Origin of the sequence: Microcoleus sp. AT9b-C3, assembly GCF_036705485.1 — a bacterium.
GTDB lineage: Bacteria > Cyanobacteriota > Cyanobacteriia > Cyanobacteriales > Microcoleaceae > Microcoleus.
In genome coordinates, this window is record NZ_JAUBUR010000026.1 from 40,087 (window position 1) to 59,166 (window position 19,080).

Below are 19,080 nucleotides of genomic sequence, written 5' to 3' on the forward strand. Positions count from 1 at the left end.
TTAGATGATACTAATGCAACGGGTTTTAATTTATTTTTTGTCGCAGAGGAATCTCGATCGCAAATTCGGAACCTTCTCCCAATACAGAATTGCAAGAAAGTTTGCCGCCGTGTTTTTCTACTATAATAGAGTGCGAAATCGCCAATCCTAAGCCAGTTCCTTTGCCAATAGGTTTAGTAGTGAAAAACGGATCAAACAAGCGCTTTTGCACATCTTCGCTCATGCCGGGGCCGCTGTCAGCTATCCATATGGCAACGCTGTTATTTTCGGTTACTTGGGTGCGAATCGTAATTGCGAGATTTTTGGCGGTGCGATTTGGTTCCTTTATCTCCATTTCCAATGCGTCTAGCGCATTGCTCAATAAATTCATAAATACTTGATTTAACTGACCGGGATAACATTCAACTAAAGGCACATTACCGTATTCTTTAATTACATTAATGGTCGGATGATCGGTTTTATGTTTCAGGCGGTTTTGCAAAATCAGCAGCGTGCTTTCGATGCCTTCGTGAATGTCAACTTGTTTCTTTTCTGCTTCGTCAAGTCTTGAGAAAGTCCGCAGGCTCAAAACTATGTCGCGGATGCGATCGGCTCCGACTTTCATAGATGCTAAAATTTTCGGTAAATCTTCAATAAGATAATCAATTTCCAAGTCATCCCTGGCATCTACAATTCTTGCGCTAGGCTGCGGGTATTCCTTCTGGTAAAGTCGCAGGATTTTTAGCAGGTTTTGAGTGTATTCGCTGGTGTAGCTGAGATTACCGTAGATAAAATTAACTGGGTTGTTAATTTCGTGGGCGACACCTGCTACTAACTGTCCCAAACTCGACATTTTTTCACTTTGAATTAATTGAGTTTGGGTACGTTGGAGTTCGCGCAAAGTTTCTTCTAGCTGTTGAGTTTGAGCTTGAGCTAGTCGGGCCGCTGTGCGGGTTTGGGTGTAGAGTTCGGCGTGGTCGATCGCGATCGCCAGTTGAGCCACCACCGCTTGCATTAGTTCGACTTCCGAGTCTGTCCAATGTCGCATAGACAGGGTTTGATAGCAGGTAATCACCCCAATATCGCCGGCAGCAGTATGAATTGGCAGCGACAGCACTGATTTAAATTTTGAAGCCTGGAAAAGTTCGCGCAATTCTACATCTTCAAAAGTGCTGACATCATCAATTCGCAGAATTTCTCGCCGCAAAATCTGTCGCACAGCAAAACAAGATTTGTCGTCTACAGGATAAGTGCCGAGAATACTCGGCAAATCTGCATTCTTGGCTTCAAAAGTTACGTCCCAAACTGGAGGATTGCTGTTGGGGCGATACCAAGTGAAGATGCACCAATCTAGGTGCATCAGATTACGAATTTCCTGAACGGCGGTTTCTACAATTGTGTCTAAATCTAAAGAAGTGCGGATTTGGTTGGCAATTTGATTGAGTAGTAGTTCTCGCTGAGCTTGCTGTCTGAGCGCTTGTTCCGATCGCACTAGAGTTTCTTCTGCAAGTTTGCGATCCGTTAAATCTTGGATAACTGCTTGGATGATTTTTTCATTTCCAACCTCGATGATTGTCAGCACGACTTCTGTGGGAAAATTAGTACCGTCTAAGCGCTGATGAACCCAATCAAAACGGTGCTTTCCCCGCTCAAAAGCGATCGCTATCATTTCGTTAACCAAGCTCAAAGAATCTCTGCCGTTGGGTTGGAAAACAGGCGAGAGTTTGCCGGGGTTTTGGCCGTACAACTGTTGCGGGGTAGTACAGCCGAATAGTTTTAGGGTAGCTGTGTTGGCATCGGTGATGGCATTGTCATATAACATAAAAACAGGCAAACTGGTTAATTCGTAGAGCGATCGAAATTTGGCTTCCGACTGCTGCAATGCGGCTTCTGTTTGCTTGCGATTTGTAATGTCGGCAACCATTGCCAAAGCGCCCACATAGCGTCCCTCTTTGTCTGACAAGGGATTAGTAGAAAGTATCACCCACAAGTCGCTGCCGTCTCGGCGAAGGAACTTAAAATCGTGTTGTTCGCGAATTCCTTGATTGCGGCGGTTGAGATTGGCTTGTGCGATCGCAATGCCTTCTGCATCCATGAAAGCAAATAGCGACTTCCCGATCGTTTCCTGGGGAGTGCAGCCGAGCATATCGGCCATTTTTTGGTTGACAAAAGTAGTTTTACCCTCCGTATCTATCATCCAAATTCCTTCGTCGGCTGTCTCGACAATGCACCTATATTTTTCCTCGCTTTCCCTGAGTTTTTCTTCGGCTAATTGGCGAGCCGTAATGTTTTGAGTCATTAGCAATCCGCCGATGATTTCTTGCCGTTCGTTTCTGACTGGCAAAGCATAACCGAGGTAAACGCGATCGCTGTAAATAATTTCTGTAACAACTGTTTCTCCTGCCAGTGCCGCCCGATAAGTTGGCTCGAGATTAGCGCAAACATCTGGCTCGAATACTTCCCAGATTGTCTTGCCTTCCATCAATTCTTTGGAAAGCCCCACGGCAGCTAATTCTGTACCTTCTACCAGGGTGAAGCGCAGTTCTGGATCGAACAACATTACCGCACCGTTAGGAAAGTTGCTTGCCATAGTGCGGTAAAGCTCTTCGCTTTTTTGTAGCGCAGCTTCTGCTTGTTTGCGATCGCTAATGTCAATTATGACTGCACCGATGCCGAGAGCCTCGCCATCTTTGTCTAGCAAGGGAAAATAAGAGCCTGTCAGGTGTCGGGCAAACCCAGGCTTTCTGGGATTGTCACCACTCATCTCGATATTAATTAAGGGTTGTTTCGTCCTCAAAATTTGTTCGTACAAAGGCTCTATTATGGGAGCAATATTCGGCAATATTTCGCCTACAGTCTTGCCGATGTGATCGGCTGGACTCAGGCAATTTATTTCTGCTAGGAATTGATTAATTTGCACGTACCGCAGTTGGGAGTCCAAAATGCAAAGTCCCGCCGACGCCTCCTTCAAAAAGGCATCAAATAGTGCTTGTCTCTGTGCTAATTCTTGTTCTAAAGCTTTGCAAATACTGAGATCTGTTAAAGAGCCAATCATTCCAACAACTTCTCCCGTTTTGTCTTTCAAGAGCGAAAGCATCAGGTGCGAGGAAAATTTTTCGCCTGATTTACGGCGCGTGATAACTTCTATTTCATGCTCGCCTTTTTTTTGTAGCGGTTTGATGACTTTATCTAATAAAAATTCGTGCTGTTCTGGCGGGTAAATTAGAGAAATGTGCTGTCCGATAGCCTCAGTTTTTTCATAGCCGTATAAATTTTGGCAGGCTTGATTCCAAATGGTGATCGAGCCGTCCATATCTGTAGAAATCACCACTTCGTGAATTTGGTCGATAATTTGACTTTGGAGACGCAATTTTTCTTGAGTCTGTTCCAGTTCAGCGATTTTTTCTTCGAGTAGTTTCTGAGTTTTTTCCAGTTCGGCAGTCTGCTTTGTCAGCAATTTTTCTAGATGTGAATTGCTGTGCGGGGGCGCTAATCCTAGCGACTCGCTATTTTCAGCCCCAGGATTAAAAATTTCTTCAGCGCTCAGCCAAATCGCGCACTCTCCCCCTGTTTCAATTGCCCGCTCGGAAACTCGCACGGGTACGAGATGGTTATTTTTATGTTTGTATGCTGCTTCGCACAGGTGCGTAGGGCTATTTTTTACTTGACATTCTAGATATTTTTCTGGGGGCGCGCACTGTGTTTGCTGAATTTCCCAGTAGTTGAGGTGGAGAGTTTCTGCAACGGTGCGGCCGATAATACTTGCAAAAGCAGGATTTACGTCGAGAAAAGTCCCGTCTGTCCGGCACAAGGCCAGCCCGATAGGGCTGAGTTGTAACAATTTGCGGTGGGAGCGATCGCGCTTGGCTTTTCCTAACTGGCTTTGCATCTGACCTAGCTGGACTTGGTTTATTTATTTATTTAATTATATCTTTTTACGTTGTTTATTGCTGTAACTTTTATCCTTCATTAAGCAAGAGAGAAGAAGGAAGTTCGGCAACGGATTGTATAACGGATTTAACGGCTGTAACGAATGGATGCTGAGGTTAGAGGCAAAAAGGAAGAGGTTGAGGCTGGAGGTTCGAGGGAAGTTCGGCAACGATCCCTGTACTGGATTTAACGGATGGATGTTGAAGAAAAAGACAGGATGGCGAAACAAAAATGAGTAAGAATCAACGGGGAGGAGGAAAGAGGGAATGAGAAGAAACCAGAAAAATCACAAAAGAAGAAGTACAAAACTGGTACAAAGACCATTAATTTATACATGGTATCTTCCCTCCAACCTTCTTCCTTCTTCCTTCTTCCTTCTTCCTTCTTCCTTCTATTAATCGCGGGCAATACCTTCGGATCTGGCGGCCAACTGCACTGCACCGGCGACAGCAATGGCAACTCTTTCGTCAAAAACCGACGGTATAATGTGCTCTTTGTCAAGCTGGGAAGGACTGACTAAAGAGGCGATCGCATAAGCTGCTTCCAAATACATACTGGGCGTAATCGTGGTTGCTTTGCAGTCCAAAGCACCTCGAAATATTCCCGGAAATGCCAAAACATTGTTAATTTGATTTGGGTAATCGCTGCGTCCGGTTGCTATGATCGCCGCATCTTCCATAATTAATTCTGGCTGAATTTCAGGAATGGGATTTGCCATTGCAAAAACAATCGGATTTTCGGCCATCGAACGCACCATCGAACGGGTGACTACGCCGGGGGCGCTGACTCCTAAAAATACATCGGCACCGGCGATCGCATCTTCCAAAGTACCGCTCGAAGCCACGGCAAATTCTAGTTTTTCTGGGTTCATATCCGTGCGGTCTTCGGAGAGGACGCCTTTGGAGTCGCACATGATGATGTTTTGTGCACCTGCTTTACGCAGCAACCGGGCGATCGCGACTCCGGCCGCACCGGCGCCGTTAATCACGATACACACTTCGGCGATGGTTTTTTTGACAAGTTTCAAGGCATTAATTAATGCTGCCAAACTAACAATTGCAGTGCCGTGCTGGTCGTCGTGAAAAATTGGAATATCTAAGGTTTCCCGCAATCTTGCTTCGATTTCAAAGCAGCGGGGAGAAGAAATATCTTCCAGGTTAACGCCGCCAAAAACCGGGGCGATATTCTGCACTGTGCGAATAATTTCGTCGGTATCTTGGGTATTCAAACAGATAGGAAAGGCGTCAATACCTGCAAATTCTTTAAATAGCATGGCTTTACCTTCCATGACTGGCAGTGCGGCGGCAGCGCCGAGGTTTCCCAGTCCCAAAACTGCGCTACCGTCGGTAACAATGGCAACAGTATTTTGTTTGATTGTGAGGTTATAAACTTGTTGGGGGTCATTGGCGATCGCCGTGCAGATGCGGCCGACTCCAGGGGTGTATGCCATTGCCAAATCTGACTGGCGTTTGAGGGAAATTTTGCTAACTACGCTGATTTTTCCGCCGCGGTGCAAGTTGAAAGTGCGATCGTACACGTCGATCACTCTGATATCTGGCAGTCCTTTCACTGCTTGCACTATTTCTTCATTGTGCTCGAGGCTGGAGGCATCGACGGTGATATCGCGAACCGTAGTGGCGCGGGTTTGCTCGATCAAGTCGATTTGGCCGAAGTTGCCGCCGACAGAGGCGATCGCGCTGGTGACTCTTGCCAGCATTCCCGGCTGGTTCGGCAGAGCAACCCGAATTGTTAAACTAAAGCTGGGGTTCGGTGTCAGTTTTACCATGATTCCTTGATTTCAGATTTAAGAATTTCAATCTTAGATTTTATCCCCAATGTGAGGCATAAAATTTAATAATTCAAATTTTTCACTGAAATTTTTAACAAATTCTATGAGTCTGTGGTACGATCGCTCTGCACTGCCAGGGGTTTCGGTGGAAAACTGATATTTTTTTGAGTAAAGCTTGGCTCTGTTTCTAGCTAATGACTCTCCCACAAACAGCCTATTTTCTGTCAATTTCCCCGCGAACCGCGAATATGAACTGCGGGGGTAGAAACCGGGTTTCTGAGGTCAACCTGCGGAACTCTTATCTATTTTTGAGAATATTTCTGCTTATTCTGAACATCAGCAGATATTTCGCAAAAATCTATTTTCTAGCGATACCGCCTAATTCCTGCTGCTGTCTTTTGAAGCGAGACACCCAGAAGAGTTGATGCGGCTTTTTGGTGGCCTTTATTGGGAATGTAAAAAGTAGATGCACGGCTGTTTGAGCCGGCAGGTAAAAATCTGAGCGACTGACAAGCGGGTCTTTGATATATATTTTGTCTGGTTTAACACTTGCCAAAGATTGCGAGTGCAACCTTGCAAACGCTCTAAATTACCTGCACGCTTTGCCCGATAATTCCAGGGATTGTAACTAACAGACAATCTACCCCGCGCCACCACGGGCACAGCTTGGGCCGAACCTTGTTGAGTTGCTGGTTGCTAACTGTCAATTTTACCGATCGGCCGCAGCATCGGCCCATATAATTGTAAAGAATTTGCAAGCCAGACAATCTGGGGGAACTTTTTCTAAATCTTGCATATCTACTGGTTGCTCTGCTTCGCTGCCGGGGGGAACTATGCACAGAGCAACTTGTCCGACTCCAGCCATGAGTTCGGCAACTCGCTCCAAAATGCTGTCCATTTTTTCCATTAGTTGCTCTGCTGCATCCAGACTCGGCGCGATGATGAAAAAGGTTTTGACTCCATCGGGACAGGGGGCAAAGCCGAGGTTACACTCTCGTAATAGTGCTTGGGTGGAGAGACTGAAACCGTCGTAGAAGCGAGCGATTACTGCTTGATAAAAGGCGATTGTCAGAGAGCGATCGCCAAAAATAGGTTGAGGTAACATAACTACTTCCTTTCGTAGGATTTGTGGGAGCATTGAAAAAATTTTAACATACCTTAATGTAAGCGATTTAACAAAATTATTTAGCGATCGAGATCAGTGACTAGATGTGATAATTTTTAATTTGTGTAGCGATCGCAACTGTCAGGAACTCAGGGCTAAAGCCACTGAGCTTGTAAGAAATTACAAGTTGTTCTGACCAGACCCCTCTTTTGAGGAGACGTTATTCAGGTCACGATACCGGAGAATGCGACGCCAGTTTTCCGCTCTGTCATCTGCAATTAAACAGTTTTAAAGTCACTGAAACAGTGTTGCAGGTCTAACAAGCCTTTATAACCAGGTCGAGGCGAACATTACCCCGCAAGGGAGAAAGGAGACAACCATATCTCCACAGAGGGGCAACCATACCCCTCTAACCCCGAAAGGGGATTCAAGGCGGTTGAAACCGCCGAGTCGTTTTCCTAGGAAGGACTAAAGTCTCGCTCGATTCCCACTTACCGAGTGTTTTTTGTGATAAAATTTACTCGGTGTTAGCGCTGCCAGTGATTAAAATCGCATCAGTAGCAAAAGCTCAGTAAAAATACATAAGTTAAAAACACTAAGTATTAAATCACAATATTAAAGATGAACTCGATCGCCCAACAGTTAAAAGCAAAATTTGAAAAAGCATTCACCGCTGCATTCGGCGAAAGTTATGCAGGTGCAGATCCGATGCTAGCCGCCGCCAGCAATCCCAACTTTGGGGACTTTCAGTGCAACGCGGCGATGAGTTTGGGGAAAAAGTTAGGAAAGCCCCCACGGGCGATCGCCTCAACAATTATCGAAAACCTAGATATTAGTGACATCTGCGAAACCCCAGAAATCGCCGGGCCCGGTTTTATCAATTTAAAGCTGAAACCCGCTTATTTGGAAGCGCAAATTAGTGCGATCGCCGCCGACTCGCGTTTGGGGATTGAACCCGCGAAAACGCCTCAGACAATTGCGATCGACTTTTCGAGTCCGAATATAGCCAAAGAAATGCACGTCGGGCATTTGCGATCGACAATCATCGGAGATGCGATCGCCCGCATCCTCGAATTTCAAGGCCACGACGTACTCAGAATCAACCACATCGGCGACTGGGGCACCCAATTCGGAATGCTGATCGCATACTTGCGCGAAGTTCACCCCGAAGCCCTCACAACCGCTGACGCCCTAGACTTAGGCGATTTAGTGGCATTTTACCGCCAAGCAAAACAGCGCTTTGACGCAGACGAAACCTTCAAAGAAACCGCCCGCCAAGAAGTAGTAAAACTGCAAGCAGGCGCCGAAGACACCCGCCGCGCTTGGAAATTGCTGTGCGATCAATCCCGCCGCGAATTCCAAGTAATCTACGACTTGCTCGATATCAAATTAACCGAACGCGGCGAATCGTTTTACAATCCATTATTGCCCGCAGTAGTCGAAGATTTAACTGATCTAGGTTTGCTAGTAGAAAGTGACGGCGCGAAATGCGTTTTTGTAGACGGTTTCACCAATAAAGAAGGCGAACCACTCCCGCTAATCGTGCAGAAAACCGACGGCGGCTACAACTACGCCACAACAGATTTAGCAGCAGTGCGCTACCGCATCCACAAAGACAATGCAAAGCGCATAATTTACGTCACCGATTCGGGGCAAGCAAACCATTTTGCCCAAGTATTTGCAGTAGCCAGAAAAGCCGGTTGGATTCCTGAAGATGTCGAAATTGTCCACATTCCCTTCGGTTTGGTATTGGGAGAAGACGGCAAAAAACTCAAAACTCGTTCTGGGGAAACGGTGCGGTTGCAGGATTTGTTAGATGAGGCGATCGTCCGCACGCGCCAAGATTTAGAAGACAGATTAAAAGCCGAGGAAAGACAGGAAACTGAGGAATTCATTGCTAACGTATCTCGAACAATTGGTTTGAGTGCGGTTAAGTATGCCGATTTAAGTCAAAATCGCGCCAGCAACTATGTATTTAGTTACGACAAAATGCTCGCTTTGCAAGGAAATACCGCTCCATATATGCTGTATGCTTACGTGCGCGTGCAGGGAATTCGCCGCAAAGGTGAAATTAATTTTGATAACTTAGATGCTGGGGCGAAAGTAATTTTGCAATCCGATGCCGAGTTAGTATTGGCAAAGCATTTATTGCAGTTGAATGAAGTTGTGAATGCTGTCGGCGGCGATTTGTTGCCGAATCGAATTTGTCAGTATTTGTTTGAATTGAGTCAAAAGTTCAATCAATTTTTTGAGCAATGTCCGGTTTTGAAAGCTGAGGAACCGTTGCGGACTTCGCGGTTGATTTTGTGCGATTTGACGGCAAGGACTTTGAAGTTGGGTTTGGAGTTGTTGGGGATTAAGGTATTGGAAAGAATGTAAGTTTTTAACTCTTGTGAAACAGGCAAGATTCCAGGCGATGTAGGGGCGGGTTCGCTAAGAATAATTGCCTGAAACCAACCATCTAGAAAACCCGCCCCGGCCTGATTACTAGAAAAAATGTTCATAATCATCGTGGTTTCCAATCCAAAACCATGTCACGGTATCTCCTTGTAAAATCCCCACTGCTCGATAGCCGCGCGTGATTCTCGCAGACCAAATATTTTCTTCCTGGTTGATGCACTTGAAGTGCAAAGATCGATGAAAGGGATTTTCCAGCCAGAAACGATAAGCTTTTCTAGCTTGCTCTTTTACTCTACTGTCAAGAGAACTGTATTTTTCCCAAAAGGAAGGAAGGGTGGCAGATTTCATAACTCATTGAGTCTCATTTCCTCTGCCTTTCCTTCAGCAATTTCTTGTTTTGCGCGTTGGGCAGCAGCCACAAGTTGCGGTTGCGTTTTTTGGAAAGATTCGTCCCATTGAAGCTCATCTTTTAAGTCTGCGATATACTCTTTCAAGTATTCTGCTACTTGTTGCTGTAAAGTTTCTGGCAGAGACTGCATCATCTCGATCGCTGCATCAATGCCTTCCCACAGTTCAGAAAGCGGTACAGTCTCTCCTGTCATTGCTTCGTGCCATCCTTGACGAAAACAGTCTTCGGCTGACTTCAGCGGTTCCTCATCAGCAAGAACAATAACGCGAACTCTGCGATCGGCAAATTTGGCTGATTGCGCTAGAATTTCTTCCCACGTTCCCTCTAGTTCTAGTAGTTGTGTTGTCATTTTTTTCATGGAATTGTGACTAAGTTTATTTTAGCGTGTGAAGAAGTACGATCTAGTAGAATAACAGCAGCTTAAGGAATTATGGGCAACGATTTAGAATTACTTTAATACCTTTTTCCAGTTTCTTAATTTCTGCCCCTTGGGCATCAATCCAGGCTCTTTCACTCTCACGTTCTGCGGGTGTCTCTTGCTGATATCGCTCTTGCTTTTCCAGAAAATTATTGTAAAACATCATGGCTTCAACCAAAGCTTGACTTCCTAGTTTTAATCTGTCATCAAAGATTGAAGTGATGAAATTATTGATCGCGGTTGAAACCTGCTTTTCAAAATTTACAGCCTGTTCCCAAAAAAGATCACCTAAACGCTGTTTGGTTAAATTATCCAGAGCCGGACTAAGTGCAGCTCTCAGTGATTCGGTATTCTCAGGCAAGTAAAATGTCGGCTGCTCAAACTTATTTGCTATCTGACTAAAAGTTAAATTCATCTGATGATTCCACACAGCTTTTGTCTGGTTATCTAAAAGTTTGGCACACTTCGTAATCACTTTTAAGTTAATCTTACTAATGTCTTGATAAACCATACCCAGGCTGTTCGTAATAATTTGATTTATTTCCCTACAAACAATATCAACAACGAGGGGAATATCTTTAATAAAATCATCCTTTTCTTTCCAGCCAATTCCTTTTTTTTGTTTCTTTGCTGCATCAATAAACCACTTCTGTCTCACGCGGGCATCAAATATTTGATGCCAATAATCTTGAGATTCAGTGAGCGCCGAACTTTGACATAGCTGACCGAGTTCATTAATTCTGAAATGGCAGCCACTCAGTTCCCCAAGCTGTTGCCATATTTCCTGTTTTGAAGCTAGGGTAATCCCAAGTTTGCAAGTCCAAACGTGTTCAGCGTGATCTATATCGTTCCGGCATCCTTGCACAATTTTCTTAAGTCTGGTAGCTGATTCCCTCAATTCGTCAAAGCCAGGCTGGACTGACTTAATCATGGTTGTGGCAGATTCCTTAATCTCTAAGGATTTATAATCATCCGCCGCGACGACTCCCGCTGATTGGGCGATGTTCTGAAATGCTTTCAGGAATTCGTTCATCTAAGTAATTCCACTGTAGACTGACAAAGTTAACCATAATAATATAATATATTATAATATGTAAAAATAATCGCTATTAAGGTAAAAAATATGGTTTTTGTGTTTCCTCCTCACATACAGGCTGGTATCATCTCCGGCACTTATGAAGTGGTGAAGAATAGTGCAGGAGTATTATTGGGAATAGCTAGAGACAGGGCAACAGGTCACTTTGTAGGTGCCGCAATTGGGATGGCTGCCGAGCCGTTGTTAGCTATCCCAGACTTTGTGTTAGGTGTAGCGCAAATGGTTCAAACCGATCTGGGTTTTAAAGAAACTTACAAAAGACTAGATGTGATTCAGTATGGCTTAAACTCTCTCTCGGCTAATGTGGGCATTCTGTCAGCATCTACTGCCGTCATTGGTGTCGGCGTGGTGGCGATAGGGGCACTGTCCGCCGTTAACCTTCATCAGACCTTAAAAATGAGGGAAGATATTAAGGAATTGAAGCTAACAGTTACACACGGCTTTATTAGTATAGAGGCACTGCTCAAAGACCAGAAAGCAGAAGTTATTGCGGAAATTAAACTGTTAGCTGAAAGCATTAATTTTCAGCAACATCGTTTAATCTTAAGTCAAGCTTATCAGAAATTTGATCAAGCACAGAAACTAATTCAAAATGCTTTGTTGATGGAAGATAAACATACCCGAAATTCTACCTTGACAAGCGCACAACACATTTTAGCTAATGCTTTAGCTGACTATAATAATCCTGACTTATTCAATGGCACTTGTGCAGTTGGCTATCTTCGTAGAGTTGAATGTGCTTGGGCAATTGAGCAGACAATTTCATTAACTTATCAATTGCTGAACGAGCCTGCATCTGTAAGTAATTCCCTTTCCCACCTCCAAGAAAGAATACGCCAAGACATTTTCATCGTTATTGAGCGCTGCACCAAAGATGAAATTGATTTTATATTTCCAGAAATCACACGAATTTACAATCAGGATCTAGCAGTTTTAAACTCTTGGCAAAATCAGGTAGATTGGATGCTAAGTTTATCGGCTGATGAGCGTAAACAATTGGCTAGTTTAAATATAGAAACGACACCAGTTTCAAATACTAATCAAGAAGTTGCTATAGTGGCAGAACCAGAAGAAATTGCGCTCTACGAAAACTTGCAGCAAAAATCCCACTTCAAATCACTACGCGATCAATTGCGATTTTTGATAAAACCTAGCTTGCGTCAACAACATGAATCTTATATCAGTCAGAAAGCAACTACCTCTGGCTATAAAGCTTTAGCCCCCTCAAATTGGCAAGAAGTCAATGATTTAACTGTTGCTAACCTCTACTGGTATTTTCAAGGAAATGATGAATCAGCAAAGCAGACCGCAACAACATAGCCCTAGTTTGTCACTAATCCGCGAGTCGTGCGGCTGGAATTGGGTCGGTGGCTGAAGGTAAATCAACTTTTAGGGTGCGTCAGACGAAATTATAGATTGACAAAATAAGGGTTTGGGACTCTGACGCACCCTACTCTATATGCGAGTTGCTACATTAAATTAAAAAATGTGAATTTTAAGTTATTGGCTGAAACCTATTTCGCTTAAACCCTTTCAGCTAATATACAGCTTACACCACATTCATCTAAATACGATGGAGTACATTGAAATCGAGCATTTACGGCTTTTTGTTAACAATCAAGCTCTCCAAGACGCCTTTAAACATTGTTACCACAATTTGGCGATCGTTATCTCTGACAAAAATATCGTAATTGGGACTTGAGTTAATTTCAATCAACCAATATGCTCCGTTTTTATCTAGCGCGATGTCAAGCCCAGCATAATTAATCGCAATTTCAGCAAAAACAGGTTTAACAAAATCTTCAATCTCAGACATGAGATTTGGGTTAATTATATGTTGGGCTTTTGCACCTTCCCAGTGCAGCGGGCTTAAATTGCCCGCAAATTCAGCCTGAGATTTGTCTTTTTCGTACAGCAAAACTAGCTTTTCTTTGCAGAAGACAGCCCGATATTCGTGGGAAATTTCGATATATTCTTGAGCTAGCGCCACATAGTCATAATCTTTGCTATTGACATTAAATATAATTTCTAGGGCTGCTTTAATTTGCTCTCTAGTTTCACACAAAAAAACATTGTTGCCACCAGCACCGCGATTTCTTTTGAGAATCACCGGGAAAGCGAATTTTTGGTTTACTTCTAAAACTATTGATTCAATATCTGGGAAACTCAAATACTTTTTATACTTCTCCTCGCCGTGAGGCGAGACAAAACCGAGAGTTCTGGGAGTATTTATTTTGCCGTTTAATAGTTGATAAGTATATTCTTTGTCTTTAAAAATCTCTGCTACTGACGCGCTGTTAAATGGCGTCATGTAATTGACAAAGTAATATTCTTCGCCGCCCTGTTTGATTCTAATCAAGTTTTGGGAAGGATGCAGGATTTCGTAAGGGATATTTAATTCCTCACAAGCTGCCAGCAGGATTTCAATATTGGTTAGCATAAAATGTAACTTAATTAGAAAGTAATTTTAAAGATTTGAGATTTGAGAATCGCTTCCAAATCTCAAACCTCAAATTAGATCGCACTTTTATCCAAACAACCGCTGCTGTCCGTTTGCCGCGTCTTTCCCGGCATAAATCTCGCGCGTTCCCTTGGGAATGTAAATCCAATCGAATTCTTGCAAGCGGTTTGTTAAATTGGAAATGCTCACTCCCAATTCATCTCTCATTTTGTATAAATGCGACCACTTAGTTAAATCGCGTCCCTGTCTTTTTTCCTCCAAAATACACCGAGGCATCAACAAACAGCTTGCAAAATATTGCGCTTGCCATTCGATCGACAAAACCTTATTATCAGCACTCGCACCCCGACAAACAAACGGTTCCTCGACATCAGACGCGGTTTTTTCTTGATTGCCTAAGTTTAATTCCAACTGTTCCACTGTGCCGTCTGCTTCGTCTTGATTGACGTGTAGCACCCAGTGGCCGATTTCGTGGGCGATCGTCGATTCGATGAAGCCCGGCGGTTTTTCGAGAATCTGTTCGTTGATTTCGATTAACCGCTGCTGCGGCAAAATCCTCGCCGCGATCGCACCCTCTTCATCCGGCTCAATGCACTCCCAAACTACGCCTAAATCCAGAAAATCAGCAACTGTTGTCGCATCAAAAGGCCATCTCGGAGCAAAATTTTGCGTTTTCTGCATCTGCATCAAGATGTCATTTGCCAAACGCTCGATCGATTCTTTGGGATAGAAGCAATACGGCTTAAAAATACTCACTATGAGGGGCCTCTCTTACGCTTCAAAAGACTGTTTGAGCCAATCTGGATTTTCTTGCATCCGGCGGAAAAGAGCCTGCATTTCCTTCGGATTCTGCTTCAGCAGCGCTTCGTACTGCTGCGGCAGCCTCCCCGCCAAGAAAATCAATTCCTCTTCGTTTATGTCTAGATTCCGCGCTAATGCTCGGATTACGTCCTCTTTTGGCGCATAATCCGCTCGATCGTTCTCCAATTTCGACAAATAAGTAAAATCCACACTTAGCATAGCAGCTAGCTCACGTTGTGAGTAAGCTTTGTCCTTGCGAGCTTGACGGATCAGTCTTCCAAATGTTTGTTCCACGGTTTTTCGCCTCCTGACAAGCATTCTAGCCTGTTTTGATGAAAAGTTCAACAAAATACTTGACGGGAAAATCAACCCGCGCTACCATGAGGTTAGTTGACGGTTTAATCAACCCAGTAAGCCTGACTGGTAGGGTTAAGAGTGCAAATTAGCCTAGCTCACACGCTGCATATAGCGTCGTCAACTTCAGAGGAGTGAGAAGCGCTGGGCGTCAAAACGCTTGTACGCAGCAAATAAGGAGGAGCAGATCGCAAATGCTGAGAACCTGGACAGACACGCATTACAAGCTCGAAGACGATGACTGGCTATACATCGCCACCCACGAAGAACAAAGCTCAGCCTCACTGGTTTGTCCCGGCTACGCGCGGGATGGCGAAGGCTTCAGCATCCACTTCACCCCAGCGCACCTAGAAACGTTAGAGCATTTGCTCGCCGCGCTGCGGATTATCAAAGCTCAACAAGAGGCGGTGCTTGAGTATACCTATCCCGAACCAAAAGCGACAACACATCTCATTAGGTAATGGAAGGAAGAAGGAAGAGGGAAGTTCGGCAACGGATTCGGTAACGGATGTAACGGATGTAACGGATGTTAGGAAGAGGGAAGAGGGAATAAAAATAACTCCATTTTTGTGAGTTCCAATTCCCAATTACCGATTCCTAATTGTCAGAACATAAATCAATAACTAAGGAAAAACGAAGAATGACTACTAAAACACAAGAAAGACCTACATTTTCAGTATTTGGTGCCAAACCGAGCAATGCTTTGCTAGTACCAGAAATCCCGATCGCAGTACGTAACAATTGCCAGGCCGGCCAGTGGACAATTGGCGATACAGACTACGGTTCCAAGTGTTCAATGACAATCCTCAAATTCTCCAAATTCTTCGGTTCCCTCGGTCAAACTTCCCACACACTGTGGGGTCAACTGTGGTTTGTCGCAGAAAGTGGCGAATTGCCGCAAGGAGTTGTCATGGTGACATACATCAAAAACCGCAGCTTGAACGATTTTAACCGTTTGGTAGCATCAGTTCAATCTCGCGGCGTAGAACCTGCAACCGGAATTTTTGTTCCCGAATTTGTCAAGCATTCCGGCCAGAAACCAGACGACAGCGGAGTAGTAAAACCGATCAACTACTACAGCTTGAAATGGTCTTGGATGGAGCGTAAAGACTGGGGAGTAATCGACCAAGCCGCAGCAGTTTTGTCAGATTCTAGCAATCAATCGCGGATGATTGACTTAGAAGGAACAAAAGCTATGGTGTGTTTAGATAACCTACCGGCGCAGCAAGTTGCCTGCTTGATGGCTGCTCACGCTGGCGGTGAAAGCGATGCTATGGCTTTGAATTCTAACGGCGGTATGTCGCTACCGCCAGCGGAAGACAAATCAACTGCTGACTTGTTCTAATTCTGTCGTAAAGGCGCGATTATATCGCGCCTTTACCATAACTGTTACAACGCATAGTGAAATGAAGAAATTAACGAATCTAAAAACCCAACCCAACCTGCAAGAAAGCCGTTTGAAAGAGAATCTTGAGCTGCTCGACCAAATTCGGGCAGACGCAGTTAACGACATCGAAAGTCTCACCAAAGACTTCCAACACATGACTTTAGTTGCCGAATCAGTCCAGCGGAATTACCGAGCTTTGTTAGCCGAAAATCAATTGCTAAAAGGCACACTTTTAAGTATAATTGATGAGTGCGGCTGTAGGCAAGGAAATCGGTGCGATCGCTGCTGGAAAATTCTCAAAACTCTAGCCAGCGGCAATCCCGAAGAAAAACCCGACGCAGCCAGAAAGTACCGTTCCCTTCTCAGCCAACTCCGCAAATTAGAATAACTGAAAACGTTTCAGTCACAAGTGTCTAAAAGTTATAATCAGGAGAAGCAAACATTATGACAATAGCAACTGCCAAGGATAGCAAAGCCAAAATTTTGCAAAACTTTCAGCAGATTTTAGCCGACAAGAAAAAGATCGAATCCAAAGTAGAAACAAAAGAAGAGTCAGCCGAAAAAGCCAAAAACCAACAACTCCTAGAAGTCGCTTCCACCTACACAATTGACAGCATCGTCAAAGGCTTAGCAGACTTACAATTAGATTTCGGCAGCATCACCAGCGGACTTTCGGAAAAACTGAAGGCGGAATCTTCAAAATTAGACGAATTAAAACGCGCCCTCGAAATTGAAGCGGCACAATTGCAAGAGTTGCAGCAAATCAGAGTTGTAGCAGACGCCCTCCACATTTTAACTCAAGAGCACCGAGAAAAATTGACCCTGCTGGAACAAAACGTTGCTAACCAACGCGAAATTATCGAAAAAGACACCACCCAAAAACGCAAAATTTGGGAAAAAGAACAGCAAGAATTTGATGCAGCAGTTCAAGAAGAAACTGCACTCATAACTAAAAATCGTCAGGAAGAAACAGCCGATTACCAATACGAATTAGAACGCACCCGCAAAATCGAAACCGACGAATACGAAGAAACGAAGCGCAAACTAGAACGGGACTTGCAAGAATCTACCCGCGAAAAAGAAAAAAATTGGGTGGAACGGGAAAAAGTCCTCAGCGACAACCAAGTGGAGTTTGAAGAGAATCAAAGAAAAGTCGCCGGATTTGAAGAAGAACTCAAACAGGCTTATGTCAAAGCCAAAGAAGAAGCAATTCAAGAAGTTTCCCGCGAAGCTAAAGTCAAGGCAGATTTAGTGGAGAAAGAATGGGAAGGAAGCAAGCAGGGATATGAATTGAAAGTGCAATCTCTACAGCAGACAATTGAGCGACAAACCGAACAAATCGCCGAAATCTCTGCACAATTGCAAGCGACGATGAAGCAAGCGCAAGACTTGGCAATGAAAGCTTTTGCTACCAAAGCTTAAGGTTTGTAGCTCAATTTTGGATAATAATCGGCGGTTGAAACCACTCAAGAGTCAAACAAAGTCCGCCGATGCGGACTAACAAAGTTAGGAGATGAAAGCGATGGCGAGAATGAATGACAAAAATACGAAGGCTGAAATATTAGAAGCTTATAAACAGTTGGAACAAGAAAAAAATGCACTTGATTCGCAACTGAAGCAGCTTAATAACGATAAATCTGCCAATATTTCTCAACCAGAAATCGCACTCAAAGAACTAGCAATAGCGGAAGCAAGAAAAGCAATGGCTTTAACTGAAAGCAAACAAAAAATGCAGGGGACGATCGACAATTTAATCTTACTGCAATTTGGCTTCGGTGCCGCTGTCAGCGAACTGTCGGAAAAACTGACAACAGAAGCGTCTAAACTGGGGGAATTGCAGCGAACTGTCGGCGACGAAATCCAACAACTGCAAGAGTTGCATAGTTTAGAAGATGTTGCCGAAGATACGCTGGACAATTTAATCCAACAATACGAAGAAAGCGCCAAAACATTTAGTGCGGAACTCAGCGAACAGCGCGAAACTGTTGAACAGGAATTGTTGGAACGCCGGCAAGCTTGGGAAAAAGAGCAGGAACTGCAAAAGTTGGCCGTTAAAGAACGCAATGAGAGCCACCAAAAAGCTCGCCAGCGGGATGAAGAGTTGTATGCTTACGATTTGAATCTTCAGCGAAATCTCGACATCGAAGAATACCAACAGCGCCAGAAAAGGCTGTATCAAGAAATCGAAGAGTTTCAGCAAGAACAGGAGAAACAGTGGGCGGAACGCGAAAAATCAATTTCGGAACGGGAAAAACTTTATGCTGAGGTGAAGGCGAAGGTAGAAGCTTTCCCGAAAGAACTGGAAGCTAATATCAAGAACGGGAAAGATAACGGTCGCAATATTGGCAATTACCAAGCTAAAGTTAAGGCTGATTTGTTGGCTAAAGATGTTGAAGGGCAAAAGCAAAATTATGAACTGCAAATTCAAGGGATGTTGCAGACAATTCAAAATCAAGATGCGCGCCTTGCTAGCTTGTCGAAACAACTGGATTCTGCTTTGAAACAGGTTCAAGATTTGGCGGTGAAGGCGATTGAAGGAGCATCGAATTTAAGTTCTTTGCAAGCAGTCAGGGAAATTGCGATCGAACAAGCGAAGACTCAGCAAAAAAATAAGTAGATCGGACTCGGCGGTTGAAACTGGGGCTACACCAACGAAGTAGATAAGAGTCGGCGGTTGAAACCGCTGCATAGAGTCAAACTCTCGTTAGTGGAGGCGGACTGGGAGAAGTAAGGTGCTCTTCGGCGCACCTTACGCTATTTTGAGAAAAAACAAGCTTTCGTTAGGGGAGTTTTCAAACTGTCCACTCGCTGCGCGCCTTCCTTGAGCCTCAAAACCTATCTACAGCGTTCTAATTTTTAGTCAAAAGCCCGATCGCACTGTTCACTTATCGAAACTGTCCCTTCCTCTCCTGACCGCTTCACTCACGCTATCTATTCTTTAAGTTAATGAA

The 19,080-nt window shown here is 44.2% G+C and carries 16 protein-coding genes; 7 read left to right on the top strand and 9 right to left on the bottom strand.

The window, feature by feature from the left end; all coding sequences use genetic code 11:
• Positions 1-25: 25 nt before the first annotated feature.
• From QUB77_RS21520 to QUB77_RS21530, 3 genes are all read right to left on the bottom strand, one after another.
• Positions 26-3,868, bottom strand: a complete 3,843-nt coding sequence (locus QUB77_RS21520; RefSeq protein WP_333176935.1) for a PAS domain S-box protein — start codon at positions 3,866-3,868, stop codon at positions 26-28.
• Positions 3,869-4,303: 435 nt separating this feature from the next.
• Positions 4,304-5,695 (bottom strand): malic enzyme-like NAD(P)-binding protein, encoded by a 1,392-nt coding sequence (locus QUB77_RS21525; RefSeq protein ID WP_333176932.1) that lies wholly within the window; start codon positions 5,693-5,695, stop codon positions 4,304-4,306.
• Positions 5,696-6,407: 712 nt separating this feature from the next.
• On the bottom strand, positions 6,408-6,803 hold the full coding sequence (locus tag QUB77_RS21530) for a hypothetical protein (protein ID WP_333176930.1): 396 nt from the start codon (positions 6,801-6,803) through the stop codon (positions 6,408-6,410).
• Between the two features lie 621 nt (positions 6,804-7,424).
• On the opposite strand from QUB77_RS21530, the gene argS reads away from it, so the two are divergent.
• A complete protein-coding gene (gene argS, locus QUB77_RS21535; RefSeq protein WP_333176927.1) occupies positions 7,425-9,182 on the top strand; it encodes an arginine--tRNA ligase in 1,758 nt (585 codons plus the stop codon).
• A 108-nt stretch (positions 9,183-9,290) separates the two neighbouring features.
• Here argS and QUB77_RS21540 read toward each other — a convergent pair whose 3' ends face one another.
• The 3 genes from QUB77_RS21540 to QUB77_RS21550 all read right to left on the bottom strand — a co-directional run bounded on the left by QUB77_RS21540 (position 9,291) and on the right by QUB77_RS21550 (position 10,961).
• Positions 9,291-9,551, bottom strand: coding sequence for a ParE family toxin-like protein (locus QUB77_RS21540; RefSeq protein ID WP_333176924.1), 261 nt, complete (start codon positions 9,549-9,551; stop codon positions 9,291-9,293).
• Positions 9,548-9,961, bottom strand: a complete 414-nt coding sequence (locus QUB77_RS21545) for a hypothetical protein (RefSeq protein WP_333176921.1) — start codon at positions 9,959-9,961, stop codon at positions 9,548-9,550. The genes QUB77_RS21540 and QUB77_RS21545 overlap by 4 nt, the downstream gene beginning before the upstream one ends.
• 79 nt (positions 9,962-10,040) lie before the next feature.
• Positions 10,041-10,961 carry a hypothetical protein gene (locus QUB77_RS21550; protein ID WP_333176918.1) on the bottom strand — a complete coding sequence of 307 codons (921 nt, stop codon included), beginning with the start codon at positions 10,959-10,961 and terminating at the stop codon, positions 10,041-10,043.
• Between the two features lie 192 nt (positions 10,962-11,153).
• On the opposite strand from QUB77_RS21550, the gene QUB77_RS21555 reads away from it, so the two are divergent.
• Entirely contained in the window at positions 11,154-12,446 is a 1,293-nt protein-coding gene (locus tag QUB77_RS21555) for a hypothetical protein (RefSeq protein WP_333176916.1), read from the top strand.
• 277 nt (positions 12,447-12,723) lie between these two features.
• On the opposite strand, the gene QUB77_RS21560 is transcribed toward QUB77_RS21555, so the two are convergent.
• The 3 genes from QUB77_RS21560 to QUB77_RS21570 all read right to left on the bottom strand — a co-directional run bounded on the left by QUB77_RS21560 (position 12,724) and on the right by QUB77_RS21570 (position 14,682).
• Positions 12,724-13,566 (bottom strand): YheC/YheD family protein, encoded by an 843-nt coding sequence (locus QUB77_RS21560; RefSeq protein ID WP_333176914.1) that lies wholly within the window; start codon positions 13,564-13,566, stop codon positions 12,724-12,726.
• A gap of 87 nt (positions 13,567-13,653) precedes the next feature.
• Positions 13,654-14,343, bottom strand: coding sequence for an ImmA/IrrE family metallo-endopeptidase (locus tag QUB77_RS21565; protein ID WP_333176912.1), 690 nt, complete (start codon positions 14,341-14,343; stop codon positions 13,654-13,656).
• A 15-nt stretch (positions 14,344-14,358) separates the two neighbouring features.
• Positions 14,359-14,682, bottom strand: a complete 324-nt coding sequence (locus QUB77_RS21570; RefSeq protein WP_172189318.1) for a helix-turn-helix domain-containing protein — start codon at positions 14,680-14,682, stop codon at positions 14,359-14,361.
• 254 nt (positions 14,683-14,936) lie between these two features.
• Here QUB77_RS21570 and QUB77_RS21575 point away from each other — a divergent pair, with 254 nt between their 5' ends.
• The 5 genes from QUB77_RS21575 (at position 14,937) to QUB77_RS21595 (ending at position 18,746) form a co-directional block, all read left to right on the top strand.
• Entirely contained in the window at positions 14,937-15,203 is a 267-nt protein-coding gene (locus tag QUB77_RS21575) for a hypothetical protein (RefSeq protein ID WP_190662273.1), read from the top strand.
• Positions 15,204-15,382: 179 nt separating this feature from the next.
• On the top strand, positions 15,383-16,087 hold the full coding sequence (locus QUB77_RS21580) for a hypothetical protein (protein WP_190734387.1): 705 nt from the start codon (positions 15,383-15,385) through the stop codon (positions 16,085-16,087).
• Positions 16,088-16,148: 61 nt separating this feature from the next.
• Positions 16,149-16,517 carry a hypothetical protein gene (locus QUB77_RS21585; protein WP_333176910.1) on the top strand — a complete coding sequence of 123 codons (369 nt, stop codon included), beginning with the start codon at positions 16,149-16,151 and terminating at the stop codon, positions 16,515-16,517.
• Between the two features lie 56 nt (positions 16,518-16,573).
• A complete protein-coding gene (locus QUB77_RS21590; protein ID WP_333176906.1) occupies positions 16,574-17,551 on the top strand; it encodes a hypothetical protein in 978 nt (325 codons plus the stop codon).
• A 100-nt stretch (positions 17,552-17,651) separates the two neighbouring features.
• Positions 17,652-18,746, top strand: a complete 1,095-nt coding sequence (locus tag QUB77_RS21595) for a hypothetical protein (RefSeq protein ID WP_333176904.1) — start codon at positions 17,652-17,654, stop codon at positions 18,744-18,746.
• The last annotated feature ends 334 nt before the right edge of the window (positions 18,747-19,080 follow it).

Coding starts and splice junctions, on each gene's coding strand:
- QUB77_RS21520 (WP_333176935.1), bottom strand. CDS start 3,868: ATGCAAAGCCAGTTAGGAAAAGCCAAGCGCGATCGCTCCCACCGCAAA.
- QUB77_RS21525 (WP_333176932.1), bottom strand. CDS start 5,695: ATGGTAAAACTGACACCGAACCCCAGCTTTAGTTTAACAATTCGGGTT.
- QUB77_RS21530 (WP_333176930.1), bottom strand. CDS start 6,803: ATGTTACCTCAACCTATTTTTGGCGATCGCTCTCTGACAATCGCCTTT.
- argS (WP_333176927.1), top strand. CDS start 7,425: ATGAACTCGATCGCCCAACAGTTAAAAGCAAAATTTGAAAAAGCATTC.
- QUB77_RS21540 (WP_333176924.1), bottom strand. CDS start 9,551: ATGAAATCTGCCACCCTTCCTTCCTTTTGGGAAAAATACAGTTCTCTT.
- QUB77_RS21545 (WP_333176921.1), bottom strand. CDS start 9,961: ATGACAACACAACTACTAGAACTAGAGGGAACGTGGGAAGAAATTCTA.
- QUB77_RS21550 (WP_333176918.1), bottom strand. CDS start 10,961: ATGATTAAGTCAGTCCAGCCTGGCTTTGACGAATTGAGGGAATCAGCT.
- QUB77_RS21555 (WP_333176916.1), top strand. CDS start 11,154: ATGGTTTTTGTGTTTCCTCCTCACATACAGGCTGGTATCATCTCCGGC.
- QUB77_RS21560 (WP_333176914.1), bottom strand. CDS start 13,566: ATGCTAACCAATATTGAAATCCTGCTGGCAGCTTGTGAGGAATTAAAT.
- QUB77_RS21575 (WP_190662273.1), top strand. CDS start 14,937: ATGCTGAGAACCTGGACAGACACGCATTACAAGCTCGAAGACGATGAC.
- QUB77_RS21580 (WP_190734387.1), top strand. CDS start 15,383: ATGACTACTAAAACACAAGAAAGACCTACATTTTCAGTATTTGGTGCC.
- QUB77_RS21585 (WP_333176910.1), top strand. CDS start 16,149: ATGAAGAAATTAACGAATCTAAAAACCCAACCCAACCTGCAAGAAAGC.
- QUB77_RS21590 (WP_333176906.1), top strand. CDS start 16,574: ATGACAATAGCAACTGCCAAGGATAGCAAAGCCAAAATTTTGCAAAAC.
- QUB77_RS21595 (WP_333176904.1), top strand. CDS start 17,652: ATGGCGAGAATGAATGACAAAAATACGAAGGCTGAAATATTAGAAGCT.